At 45.2% G+C, this 13554-nt stretch carries 11 protein-coding genes and 1 tRNA gene; 1 reads left to right on the top strand and 11 read right to left on the bottom strand.

The features are described 5' to 3' along the window. Positions 1-10: 10 nt before the first annotated feature. From HW45_RS19555 to rpsU, 11 genes are all read right to left on the bottom strand, one after another. A complete protein-coding gene (locus tag HW45_RS19555; RefSeq protein WP_031494295.1) occupies positions 11-1003 on the bottom strand; it encodes an ABC transporter ATP-binding protein in 993 nt (330 codons plus the stop codon). 52 nt (positions 1004-1055) lie between these two features. Then, positions 1056-2045, bottom strand: a complete 990-nt coding sequence (locus tag HW45_RS19560; protein WP_006075060.1) for an ABC transporter ATP-binding protein — start codon at positions 2043-2045, stop codon at positions 1056-1058. A gap of 2 nt (positions 2046-2047) precedes the next feature. After that, positions 2048-3073, bottom strand: a complete 1026-nt coding sequence (locus HW45_RS19565; RefSeq protein ID WP_006075061.1) for an ABC transporter permease — start codon at positions 3071-3073, stop codon at positions 2048-2050. 2 nt (positions 3074-3075) lie between these two features. Beyond that, positions 3076-4062: an ABC transporter permease gene (locus HW45_RS19570; RefSeq protein WP_006075062.1), complete on the bottom strand. Its 987-nt coding sequence runs from the start codon at positions 4060-4062 to the stop codon at positions 3076-3078. A 149-nt stretch (positions 4063-4211) separates the two neighbouring features. Further along, complete coding sequence (locus HW45_RS19575; RefSeq protein ID WP_038229092.1) at positions 4212-5894, bottom strand: ABC transporter substrate-binding protein; 1683 nt, start codon at positions 5892-5894, stop codon at positions 4212-4214. Positions 5895-6598: 704 nt separating this feature from the next. After that, positions 6599-7294: a VC0807 family protein gene (locus tag HW45_RS19580; protein ID WP_038229093.1), complete on the bottom strand. Its 696-nt coding sequence runs from the start codon at positions 7292-7294 to the stop codon at positions 6599-6601. A gap of 241 nt (positions 7295-7535) precedes the next feature. Next, a tRNA-Ile gene (locus tag HW45_RS19585) sits at positions 7536-7611 on the bottom strand. Positions 7612-7752: 141 nt separating this feature from the next. Next, a complete protein-coding gene (rpoD, locus tag HW45_RS19590; protein ID WP_038229094.1) occupies positions 7753-9603 on the bottom strand; it encodes an RNA polymerase sigma factor RpoD in 1851 nt (616 codons plus the stop codon). A 100-nt stretch (positions 9604-9703) separates the two neighbouring features. After that, positions 9704-11470: a DNA primase gene (gene dnaG, locus HW45_RS19595; protein WP_038229096.1), complete on the bottom strand. Its 1767-nt coding sequence runs from the start codon at positions 11468-11470 to the stop codon at positions 9704-9706. A gap of 81 nt (positions 11471-11551) precedes the next feature. Further along, on the bottom strand, positions 11552-11995 hold the full coding sequence (locus HW45_RS19600; RefSeq protein ID WP_006075067.1) for a GatB/YqeY domain-containing protein: 444 nt from the start codon (positions 11993-11995) through the stop codon (positions 11552-11554). A gap of 26 nt (positions 11996-12021) precedes the next feature. Beyond that, entirely contained in the window at positions 12022-12237 is a 216-nt protein-coding gene (rpsU, locus tag HW45_RS19605; RefSeq protein ID WP_001145625.1) for a 30S ribosomal protein S21, read from the bottom strand. Positions 12238-12479: 242 nt separating this feature from the next. Between rpsU and tsaD the strand changes: the two genes are divergently transcribed. Beyond that, complete coding sequence (tsaD, locus tag HW45_RS19610; RefSeq protein WP_038229098.1) at positions 12480-13499, top strand: tRNA (adenosine(37)-N6)-threonylcarbamoyltransferase complex transferase subunit TsaD; 1020 nt, start codon at positions 12480-12482, stop codon at positions 13497-13499. The last annotated feature ends 55 nt before the right edge of the window (positions 13500-13554 follow it).

Genomic DNA, 13554 nt, shown 5'->3' on the forward strand with positions numbered 1-13554 from the left:
GAGCGTTTAATTAGTTTTCGTAGAGATAACAACGTACAAAATGGTTGTCGGCGAGTTTGGTCACTGGCGGCAAGGCTTCCGTACATTTACTGGTTGCGTGTTTGCATCGACCCGCAAATGGGCAACCAACGGAGGCTGGTGTCCAGAGTGGAATCTCGCCTTTATTACCTTCCAACTTCTCATGAATAGATTTTTTCGGATCCGGTACCGCAGAAACAAGAAGTTGGGTGTAGGGATGTTGAGGGTTGGCGATGACCTCATCGGTATCGCCCCATTCCACCATATGGCCGACGTACATCACCGAGATATCTTCCGCGATATAGCGAGCGGTTGCGATATCGTGAGTGATGTAAAGCAATGACATTTGTTTCTCAAACTTCATCTCTTCCATCAGGTTGAGAACGCCAGCGCGAATCGAGACATCGAGCATAGAAGTTGGCTCATCAGCCAGGACAACTTCTGCTCCAACCGCAATATTCCTTGCCAAGTTGACACGCTGCCTTTGGCCACCTGAAAGCTGGTGAGGGTATTTGGCTGCGGTTTCTTTAGGTGGAATTAAGCCCACTTGATCGAGCAGATCGTACACTCGCTCTTCTAGCTCTTTTTTGTTGCTTTTCGACACCTTGTTATGGATCAGCAGTGGACGCGCAATATGATGAAAGATCGTGTGTGTTGGGTTTAATGAACCGAACGGATCTTGCCATACCATCTGTACGCCTTCGCGGTATTTCATCAACTCGCTGCGCGCTTTGATCTCTTGAATATCTCGGCCGCGATATTTAATTTCACCACCACTTGGGGCATACATTTTGGCGATCATTTTTGCCGTTGTTGATTTGCCAGAGCCTGACTCACCAACCACCGCAAGACCGCGACTTTTGTACATTTTGAATGAGACGTCATTGATAGCACGCATCATTGGTTGTTTTAGCGTATTACTGTTTATTGCGAAATCTTTGACAACATTTTTGCCTTCAATCAGCAGTTCACCATAGTTGCTCATAATGTTTCTCCAGAAATTCCTTGTATAACTTGCTCAGTTTGTTGCTGGTTGCTTATGACAACTCTTGCGATACAGCGATGGTGTCGCCATATAAGTGGCAGTTAGAAAAACGGTTCGGCTCAATTTGGCGTAACTTCGTTGGTACGCGAGTACATGTTTCATGAACGCGATCGCACCGTGCTTGGAAGCGGCAGCCTTGTGGAATCTCCAATAGGTTTAGTGGATTACCTGGAATGCCCGTTAACTTGGTTTTAGGACCTGTTAAAGGAGGGAATGAACTTCCCAGCCCTTTTGTGTACGGGTGGTAGGGTGAATCTAAAATCTGTTGTGAAGGGGCAACTTCAATAAGCTCACCGGAATACATGATCCCAATGCGATCTGAGAACTCCACCATAAGTGAAATGTCGTGGGTGATGAACAAGATCGAAAATCCAAACTCCTCTTTGAGGGCATAGATCTTTTGCAGAATCTCACGCTGTACAACCACATCAAGCGCAGTGGTTGGCTCATCCATGATGATCATTTTCGGGTTGAGGGCGAGAGCAATCGCAATCACTAAGCGCTGGCGCATACCACCAGAAAACTGGTGCGGGTAGTCGTTTAGACGGCTCGGATGAATATCAACAATCTCCAATAAGCCTTGAGCACGTCTTACGGCCTGTTCACGAGTCATATTGGTATGGCGCATAATAACGTCACAGAACTGCTCTTCCATGGTAAGTACAGGGTTCAGAGCATTCATGGCGCTTTGGAATACCATAGACATTTGGCTCCAGCGGAAGGTTTGCATACGATCATCACTGTATTGAAGGATATCTTCGCCATTGAAGATCACTTCTCCACCTGAAATAAACGCGGGTGGCTTGTGCAAGCGCATTAGTGAGAAGGCAACGGTTGATTTGCCACAACCAGATTCTCCTGCAAGACCAAACACTTCGCCTTTACCGATATCGAAACTAACATTGTTGCACGCTCGAACATCGCCTGCCTCAGTGATGTAATCTACGCACAAATTGCGGACTGAAATTAGTGGTTCTGACATGATTAACGATCTCCGCTCCAAAGTGCATTTTGTGGCGCGACTTGTACTTCGCGTTCCTGTTTGTCTTGTTCTGCGATTTTCTTCCAGCGTTTAAGGCCTTTGTGAGAACGAAGTTGCGGGTTGGCAATTTCATCAACGGCAAAGTTAAGCAGTGCTAAGCCGGTAACAAGAAGAGTCAACGCGATACATGGAGCTAGAATTTCCCACCATGCGCCAATCAGCATGGCTGAGGAAGTTTGAACGTTATAAAGCATGATGCCCCAGCTGATGGTGTTTGGATCGCCCATTCCCAAGAAAGAGATAATGGCTTCCATCAAGATGGCGTAAGACACTGAGCCGATGAAACTTGCACCAACAATTGAGATTAGGTTTGGTAGCAGCTCAACAAAAATGATGCGTAGTCGTGATTCACCAAGTACTTCAGCCGCTTTTACGAACTCTTTTTCTCGAAGTGATAAGGTTTGTGCACGAATAACCCTTGCTCCCCATGCCCAAGAGATGGAGGCAATAACGACTGCGATGGTCATTGGCCCCGCCTCACCAACGAAAGCGGCAACAACAAAGAGAAGAGGCCAGGGCGGAATCACCAGCATGATGTTCATTGCCGAGGTCAGTACACTGTCAACACGGCCGCCAAAGTAACCCGCGGAAATTCCGATTACCGTGGCTAACACGCATACGATTAGGCCAGCACTAAAACCCACCATCAGTGATACGCGAGCGCCGTAAGCTACTTGAGACCATACATCACGCCCCATCCGCGTGGTTCCCAATACATGATCTGCCTTTTTCGACATGAGTAACGTTCTACGATCATCCGCTAGATTTTGCGCTACCCAGCCGTCTGGGTTAGCTTGTGCTAACTTAACCACCGCTGATGGGTATTCGTGAGGGTTACCCGTACGCTTGTCTGGTGCATGTTTGGTGACTAGAGGTGCGGCAATGGCCACAAACATAAATAAGCCGATGATGATAAGTCCGATACGCGCAGTGGTGTTGCGCCAAACTAAAGAGAGAAAACCTTTCATGACTATTTTCCTCCTTTGCGTAGACGTGGGTCTAGCACGACATACAACATGTCTGCAGCTAAGTTAAAGAACAGCATAAAGAGCGTCATAATAAGAAGTTGTCCTTGCAGTACTTGATAGTCACGAGCATGAATTGCATTCAGCATGACACTGCCAAGTCCCGGATAGTTGAAGATGATTTCGACGATTAACTGACCACCTATCGCCATACCCAACGCCATAGAAAGCGCAGTGACACTTGGTAGGAGCGCATTACGCGCTGCGTAGTTGAATACCACGCGGTTTTCACTTAAGCCCTTACCGCGAGCCATGGTGATGTAGTCTTCTCCCAACAAGTTGATCATGTTGTTACGCATGTTCACTAGAAAGCCGCCGATTTGAATGATTGTGGCGCAGAATAGGGGAAGCGCTGCGTGATAAAGCATATCTTTGATAAATGCCCAGCTTGTCCATTCAGGAATGGTGCCTGGGGTATACGCATAGCCCGTAGGAAACCATTTCAGGCCTATCGCAAAGATGAACATAGCTAACATGGCAATAACCACAGGTGGAATCGCCTGAATAATGAGCATTCCAGGAGTAACGAATGTGTCGAAACGAGAACCGCGCTTCCAAGCTGCGAAAATACCAAGAACCGAGCCGATAGAGAAAGACATCACGACAGCGGTGCCCGCCAGAAACAGTGACCAACCGAATGCGCCGCCTAACAGCTCACTGACGGTTAATGGGAAGAACTGAACCGAAACACCAAGCTCCCAACTTAAAATGTTCTTCATGTACGTTAGATATTGAACGAATAAATTACCGTCAACAAAGCCCAGCAGCTCTCTCATTGCTGCAATACGCTCTGGTGTAATTTGCACCGTTGTATGAGCGAACATCATAGTGACCGGATCGCCCGGCATCGCCCTTGGAATAATAAAGTTGATAGTAGCCGCAACTAATAGTGCTACTGCATATAATGACAAACGTCTTAAAAAATAACCCATAACTCACACCTTAATTACCCAGCTTTTCCTTTGCTGGCTACGCCGCCTCCAAATTAGAGACGAGCAATCCCCTGACGACGAGCGCCAAACATCAAATAGACATAGAAAGGGGAAGAAAGCGGCACGGATGTACCGCTTTTAGTTTGTGTTTACTTAACTGGTTTTAGGTCCAGTACGTGTAGTAGACGCTCTGGAATACCTGCCCAGATATTTGGACGACCTTTAGGATTTTGCTCATTCCACCAACCCGCAAAACGAGTGGTGTTGTATTGGTACATATAAGCACCTGACATCACTGGAATAGTGACTTGGTCTTGAGCAATGATCTTCTGGATGCCATGAGCAATTTCTAGCTGCTCATCTTTATCTGCCGTCTTGTAGAAGCTATTTAGCAAGTTATCTAGCTCAGCATTCTTGTAGAAGTGCATTGCAAAGCGAGGCATACCGTCACCAGCTTGAAGCGTAGAGTTATAACCAGAGTTCCAATACGTGTATGGATCTGCACCGTGGAAGTAGTTGGTATAAGCGACGTCGTAGTTACCTTCTAACATTGCTTGATTATAAACAGAGAAATCAGGCGTACGAGCTTTGGCTTTGATGCCCGCTTCAGCTAGTTGCTCTACAGCAAGTTGAACCGTGTTGTTAAAATCTGTCCAGCCGTTAGGTGATTGGATAAAGAGCTCAAATGATTTACCTGATGGAGTGTCTACAAAGCCATCGCCATTCACATCTTTAAAGCCTGCTTTTTCTAGCAATGCTTTTGCACCGTCAACATCGTAGCTGTTGTAGCCTTTGTATTTATTGTGAATCGCTTCGTCAGACCAAGTGGCGAATGCGTAGCCAAGGCCAGAAGCGAAGTCATTCACAGTACCGCCGCCATAGAAGGCGATGTCGATGATAGTTTGACGGTCAAGAGCCATTGAGAATGCACGACGGAAGTCGACGTTAGTAAGAGCTTCTTTTTTCGCAGCATCATGGTTTTTGAAGTTAACAACAAATGCTTGTGTACCCGCTGGTGGATACCAGTATTGATGGTTTGGAGAAGCGGCAGCATAAGTGCGGTCGATGTCAGGAATGAACGATGATGTCCAATCCATTTCTGAGTTAACAACTTTGCCTAGGAACTGGTCGTTGTTAGCAATTTGTGGAACACGCAGACAATCAACCTCTAGGTTGTCGTTGTCCCAGTAGTTAGGATTACGACATTGAACGTATAGCTGTGGAGTGAATGTATCGATCTCAGTAAATGGACCAGAACCTACAGGATTTTCGTTAGTGAAGGTCGTTGGGTCTTTAACGTCTTTCCACACGTGCTCAGGAACCACTGGCACTTTAACAATCTCGTATGGGACGTTAGAGTTTGCTTCTGTTAGATAGAACTTCACTTGGTAGTCATTCAGCTTTTCAACTTTCTCTACCCAAGAGTTGATGCCGCTTTGGTCTAGTGCTGGATTTTTCTGCACTAGATTGAATGAGAATAGAACATCATCGGCGTCGAATGTTTCACCGTCAGACCATTTCACGCCTTTGCGGATATCAAAGGTCACTGTTTTTAGGTCATCAGACATTTTGAAGCCTTCAGCCAAACGGAATACTGGTTTGTTGCCGTGCATTTCGTTGAAAACAACTAAAGGTTCGAATAGGAAATCTGTCGTAGTGTGTAGGTTGGTCGCACCCAGATAAGGGTTAAAGTTGCGTACAAAAGTGTTGAACTCTTTCGGGTGGATGGTCAGTTCGCTGCGTTCCGCTGCGACGGTAACAGAGCTAAAGCCTGTTACTGAGGTTGCGATAATTGCTGTCGCTAGTGCTGTTTTTTTAATATGCGCAAGCATAGCTATTCCTTACTATTTGCTTTTGTTTCACTGGAAGGTAAGCCTACCTTCCTCACATTGTGCTAAAGCCTACCTCTTAATATGTGTCCTAAAGAGTGGCCTGTAGGCCTTAGGCGTTATTAAGAAAACACCTTAAAAGATAATTTATCAATTACTGTTCCCGTTAAAAACGTCAAAATAGTATTTTGACACGTCAAAAACGTCAAAAACGTCAAAAACCGATAGTTGTGAGTGTTTTTTAAACAGGTTAAGTGGTGGGTAAATATCACGTTTTTAAGTGGTAGTAATATGGTTTGTTAGTGGTTACAAACTAGGTGAGTCTTTATTTATATGGCCTTGGGTTTGGTTTTAGATTAGCTGTGACTGTGATCACTAGGTGAATTTAGACGTTAATTTTTGATGGAAAATTGAGTGGGCTATTTGTTGTGATTACTATCGCAAATTGATGAATAATCCATTTTTTCGGCCGCCCTTATCGCGACGAATCCACTCAAATAGATTCGATTAATATGTTTCTTGATACTTAATTTACGACGAGAAAATTAAGTGTTCTGCTCAACAGATGCTTTAGATTTACGTGGTCACTGGAGACTTAAGTAACACCAACAAAGAGAATTTTCGAACAGCAGAGGACTGCTTCTGTATGTGAGGGAAAGTCTGTGTAAATGTGCCTGAGAGAAAAAAGACTCTCAGGCGTTGGAGAATTATTCGCTATGGAAGATCTGCTCGGTTTCTAATGACGTCATTTGTCTGATTTGGCGCCACAGGTAGTAGAAGATGCCAACCATCATCAACATACTTGGAATAGCGATTATAGGGTAGCTATATAGTGTGAGCTTACCAAGCTCCTCGTTAAATGCAGGTGTTCCTGCTGGGCTGGTAACAATCCACGTCGCTAAGAAGTAGTTCATCGCTGAGGAAAAGGCAAAAGTACTCGCAAATAAGTAGTTTGACGAGACTAAGCAACGTTCGAAACCTTCGGTATTACCATTCTCATTCAAGCGTTGTTTGATTAATGACAGATTAAACACGCTGTCATTCAAAATCATCTTTTGCATGAATGGGTAACGAGTAAACGTTGAGCCTAGTACCGCTAAACCGATCAGGCCAGGAATTAGGGCTTCTTTAAAGGCCAACCAGCGCGTGTCTAGCTCTAATAGGCCTATACCACCAGTCAATAGGACGCTCACGAAGCCTAGCGCAGCGATAAAGTTAAACTTATTGTTGCGGATTAGGTCCATGCCGCCATACACGATAGGGAAGAGTAAAGCGACAACCAACGCCATGGTCGTCCCTAGGTGTTCATCACCGCTGAATTTCATCAAAATGAAGGACGGGATGAAAACGTTAAATAGGATTTCAAATAGGGGATTCGACTTTTTAGCCGTCGTGTTATTCATAATATCTTTCAGACTCTACTTTATTGACTGCTAACTACACGTTGCAAGGCAGTGTTCAACGCCAAGAAGCAAGTGTAAAGCGTTAACTGGTGAAGTTATGTAACGATATATTAACTAGCAGGGTTTCGATGCTCATTTGATAACGTTACTCGCTTAGCGTATTGAGTGCTAGTAGTAATTGTTTAGTACGACTGAAAAACGAAAAAGGCGCATGGATTTCTCCATGCGCCTTCTCTAAATTTGGTGGCCCCTCGCAGACTTGAACTGCGGACCAATCGATTATGAGTCGACTGCTCTAACCACTGAGCTAAGGGGCCGATAGGTGGATGATTATAGGGGAAGGGACGCTGGGTGTCTAGACGCAATAAGGGGTAATTGCGCTTGCTTTTTAATCACTTAAACCGCATAAAACAAAAAAGGTGAGCTAGTGCTCACCTTTTTGCTAAATTGCTTACGAATTACTCGTCAAGGAAGCTGCGCAGGGTCTCTGAGCGGCTTGGGTGACGCAGTTTACGTAGTGCTTTCGCTTCAATCTGACGGATACGCTCACGCGTTACGTCAAACTGCTTACCCACTTCTTCTAGAGTATGGTCAGTGTTCATATCGATACCGAAACGCATGCGTAATACTTTTGCTTCACGAGGAGTAAGACCTGCTAGCACGTCTTTAGTTGCCACTCGTAGGCTAGTCATTGTTGCAGAATCAACAGGCAGCTCTAGAGTAGTATCCTCAATGAAATCACCTAGATGCGAATCTTCGTCGTCACCAATTGGTGTCTCCATAGAGATAGGCTCTTTAGCGATTTTTAGTACTTTACGAATCTTATCTTCCGGCATTTGCATACGTTCTGCCAATTCTTCTGGAAGAGGCTCACGGCCCATTTCTTGAAGCATTTGGCGAGAAATACGGTTCAGCTTGTTGATCGTTTCGATCATATGCACTGGAATACGGATTGTACGCGCTTGGTCTGCGATAGAGCGAGTGATTGCCTGACGGATCCACCATGTCGCATAAGTTGAGAACTTATAACCACGGCGATATTCAAACTTATCTACTGCTTTCATTAGACCGATGTTACCTTCTTGGATAAGATCCAAGAACTGTAGACCGCGGTTGGTGTACTTTTTAGCAATCGAAATTACGAGACGTAAGTTCGCTTCAACCATCTCTTTCTTCGCACGACGAGCTTTCGCTTCACCGATAGACATACGACGGCTGATGTCTTTGATGTTTTGAACAGAAAGCGATGTTTCTTCTTCAATGATGTCCAGTTTTTGAATCGAACGACGAATGTCATCTTCGTAACGTTTGATTTTCTCTGCGTAAGGCTTGTCAGAAGCAAGTACTTCATCTAGCCAAGCATCACTTGACTCATTACCAGTAAAGACGGCAATGAAAGACTTCTTAGGCATCTTGCCGTATTCAACAGCTTGACGCATGATCAGACGCTCTTGAGTACGTACACGATCCATAGAAGTGCGCAATTCGTTCACTAGGTGATCAAATTGTTTTGGTGTCAGACGGAATTCTTTAAAGACTTCTTGGACCAACTCATGTGACTTAGCCACCTGTGGGCTGTCGTAACCATATTCGTTGATAACCAGTTGAAGGTCTTGATAGCTATTGCGAAGCGCTGTGAACTTCTCTAGAGCAAGTTCAGGGTCGATACCTGTATCTTCTTCCTCTTCCTCACTATCGTCATCTTCATCAGCGTCTTCGTCGTCTTCGTCTTCCAGATCTGCTTCAGAAAGCTCAGAACCGATGTGAGTCGCCGTTGGCGCTGTCGTTTCTTCTTCGTTTGGATCGACGAAGCCTGTGATTACGTCGGTAAGGCGAAGCTCTTCAGCTTGAACCTTGTCAAACTGTTCAAGAATATAAGGGATAGTGCCTGGGTATTCAGCTACAGAGCTTTGAACTTGGTTGATACCGTCTTCAATACGTTTCGCAATGTCGATCTCGCCTTCGCGAGTCAATAGCTCAACGGTACCCATTTCACGCATGTACATGCGCACTGGGTCAGTTGTACGGCCGATTTCACTTTCTACACTTGAAAGCGCTGCAGCAGCAGCTTCGGCAGCATCTTCATCAGTGATGTTGTTGTCATCATTCAGAGCAAGGTCATCAGCATCAGGAGCAGTTTCTACTACCTTAATACCCATGTCATTAATCATCTGAATAATATCTTCTACCTGTTCAGAATCGACGATTTCTTCAGGTAGGTGGTCATTTACTTCTGCGTAGGTCAGATAGCCTTGTTCCTTGCCCTTAATGACAAGTAATTTTAGCTGTGACTGCGGATTTTGGTCCATAGACGATATCCAACTTAAGATCTGGTGAAGGAATTTTAGTATGCGAAATGCAAACCACTAATATTAACAAATTTATTCATTGCTGACTAACTGAATTGGGTTACGCTTTTAAGTCTAGCATCAAGGCTAGCAGCTCCCGTTTTTCTTCGACTGATAAGCCGACACTTCTTTCTTTGGCCTGCAGGTTTTCAATTTGTTTTTCGATGCACTGAGACAATATCTTGTCCAATGAATCGATAAATACGTCTTCTTGATTGTCGTCGTCAAGTGGAATAACCCAACTTGCGAGACGAGACAGAAGTGCCTCATTGTTGCCACCACGCCATTGTTCTAATAACTGGCCTGTAGTCATATGGGGATGCGCTTGACATTTATCAACCACTTCCACGAATAAATTCAACCCCGGTAATGATAAATCTCTTACCGTTGAGAGGTCAGGTACCATTTCAGCATAGCTCGGATTTTGCAAAAGGAGAGCTATCACTTCACGCATTGGTGTGCGTTTAATCTCTTTATGAGGCTGAGCTCGCGTTTCTTGTTGGCCTTGGCGGTCAATTAGTTGCTGAAGCTGCCTTTCATCAACAAGCCCAAGTTTGCGTCCGAGAAGTTCTCTCAAGTATAGACGCAGGGTTCCACCTGGCACTTTATCGATGAGTGGAACGGCTAGCGTACTAAGCTTCGCCATGCCTTCTTTTGTTCGACTATCTACCTGCTGCATTAGCGAGGAGAACATAAAGTCAGAGAGAGGCATTGCATTTTGTACTTCAGTTTCAAATGCCTCTTTACCGTTTTGACGAATGAAGGAATCGGGATCCTCGCCATCCGGCAAAAACATAAATTTTAGTTGTCGGCCATCGTTTAGATACGGCAAAGCATTTTCCATGGCGCGCCATGCTGCATCTCGTCCCGCTCGGTCACCGTCGTAACAGCACACCACGGTGCTTGTTTGACGAAACAAGACCTGAAGGTGCTCGCCTGTGGTCGATGTGCCGAGTGAGGCGACGGAGTAATCAACACCGTATTGAGCTAAGGCAACCACGTCCATATAGCCTTCAACAACCAAGACTTGTGGAGGCTCTCTATACGCCTGCAACACTTCATAAAGGCCGTACAGCTCTTTACCTTTATGGAAAATCGGTGTTTCGGGTGAGTTGAGATACTTAGGCGTGTCGTTGCCAAGAACGCGTCCGCCAAACCCAATTACTCTTCCGCGCCTATCGCGGATTGGGAACATGATACGTCCTCTAAATCGGTCGTATCGGTTACCTTTGTCGTTCTCAATTAGCATACCGCCGGACACCAACATGTCTTGGGTAGCTTTCTGTTGACCGAAGTTCTTTCGAACACTGTCCCACTCGTCAGGCACGTAACCAATGCCAAACTTTTGGACAATTTCTCCAGAGAGTCCACGACCCTTTAAGTACTCTATAGCGGCTTTATTTGATGAAACTTTAAGCTGATCTCGGTAGTACTGTCCGATAGTACCCATGAGATCATATAAAGATCGTTTCTGCTCACTATTGGCTGTAGGCCCTTTGGAAAAATTGCCTGAGCTGCCATTACGTTGTTCACGAGGGACATCTAACCCAAGTGAAGCGGCCAGCTCTTCGATCGCCTCAACGAACTCAAGGCGTTCATATTCCATAAGAAAATCAATCGCATTACCGTGTACACCACAGCCAAAACAATGATAGAACTGTTTCTCTTGGCTAACACTAAATGACGGTGTTTTCTCGTTATGGAAAGGGCAGCAAGCACCGTAGTTCTTGCCTTGTTTTTTCAGTTTTACGCGCGCATCAATGATGTCGACTATATCGAGACGAGCCAACAGATCATCAATAAAGCTACGAGGGATAATTCCTGCCATAAAACCTTTTTACGAGAGTGAGATACAAACAAGCCGTGCGTTCCAAAGGATAGCACGGCTTGCTGCAATTTGATTGGGAGATTAAGCGAGTTTAGCGCGAACTAGACCACTTACTTTACCCATATCTGCACGGCCTTGAATTTGTGGCTTAAGCACACCCATTACCTTACCCATGTCTTGCATGCCCGCAGCACCAGATTCGGTAATCGCACTTTCAATCAGTGCAGATACTTCCTCGTCAGTCAGCGGTTGAGGCATAAAGTCCTCAAGTACGGCAATTTCAGCTTGCTCAGCTTCAGCAAGGTCTTGACGACCAGCTGCTTCAAATTGCGTAACAGAGTCGCGACGTTGTTTAACCATTTTAGTCAGCACAGCAAGAATGTCGTCTTCGCCCAGAGTAATCTGTTCGTCAACTTCACGTTGCTTAATGGCGGCTAAAGCTAAACGAATAGTGCCAAGGCGCGGTTTGTCCTTGGCTTTCATCGCTAGTTTTTGCTCGTCTTTGAGTTTATCAATCAGAGCCATAACTTAAATCCTATTGGACCTAGTTATTAGTACAGGCGAACGCGACGAGCGTTTTCGCGAGCTAGCTTCTTAGCGTGACGCTTTTGAGCTGCTGCTTTAGCGCGTTTGCGAACTGTAGTTGGTTTTTCATAGTGCTCACGACGACGCACTTCAGAAAGGATACCTGCTTTTTCGCAAGAGCGCTTGAAACGACGTAGTGCAACGTCGAACGGTTCGTTTTCACGTACTTTAACTACTGGCATATGCCTTTCACCTCAGGGGTTAACTATTCATTAATGCTGGCGCTTGTTTGTTAGGTCTAAGACGTTCCTATCGAAGTTCTTAGTTCTAAGCGATAAACCAGCTAGATCAAAAATGGTGCGGAATTTTAATCCGATCAGATGGGCTTTGTAAAGTACTTTGTCGTCTATCTCTTGTACAAAATTTGTTTGAGAGCCAATGACGAGGTAATATTGCGCCAATTTCGAAATATGTCGAGAACAATATGCGCATTTTAGGTATTGAAACCTCTTGTGATGAAACTGGCATCGCAATCTATGACGATGAGAAAGGGTTGCTTTCGCATCAACTATATAGCCAAGTGAAACTGCACGCCGATTATGGTGGTGTGGTTCCTGAACTGGCATCTCGTGATCATGTAAAAAAAACGATCCCGTTGATCAAAGCTGCATTAGCGGAAGCGAATTTAACGCCAAAAGATATTGATGGTGTCGCGTATACCGCCGGTCCGGGTCTGGTTGGTGCACTGTTAGTGGGTACTACGATTGGTCGAAGCATGGCGTACGCTTGGGGAGTTCCGGCTATTCCTGTACATCATATGGAAGGTCACCTGCTTGCCCCAATGTTAGAGGACAACCCACCGCCATTTCCATTTATTGCGCTTTTGGTCTCTGGTGGCCACAGTATGATCGTTGAAGTAAAAGGCATTGGTGAATATCAGATCCTTGGTGAGTCTATTGACGATGCTGCGGGTGAAGCCTTTGATAAAACCGCTAAATTGATGGGGTTGGATTATCCAGGCGGACCTTTGTTGTCTAAATTAGCTGACAAAGGCACACCGGGTCGATTTAAGTTCCCGCGTCCAATGACGGATCGTCCAGGTTTGGATATGAGTTTCTCTGGTTTGAAGACTTTTGCTGCGAATACAATCGCGGCCAATGATGATAGCGAACAAACCCGTGCAGATATCGCTTATGCATTCCAAGAAGCGGTGTGCGATACACTGGCAATTAAATGCAAGCGTGCTCTAAAACAAACTGGTATGAAGCGCATTGTTATTGCCGGTGGAGTGAGTGCTAACAAATTCTTGCGTCAAGAGCTTGAAACCCTCGCAAACAAAATTGGAGGCGAAGTCTATTATCCTCGTACTGAATTTTGTACCGATAATGGTGCCATGATAGCTTATGCTGGTATGCAGCGACTGAAAAATGGTGAAGCCGCTGAGCTCTCAGTAGAGGCTACGCCACGTTGGCCAATTGACCAACTAAAGCCGATTAAAGCGTAAAGAAAAGGTCACTTAGGTGGCCTTTTTTAACGACATATTTTAACAAAATAGCGAA

The organism is Vibrio sp. ER1A (assembly GCF_000733315.1).
GTDB lineage: Bacteria > Pseudomonadota > Gammaproteobacteria > Enterobacterales > Vibrionaceae > Vibrio > Vibrio mediterranei.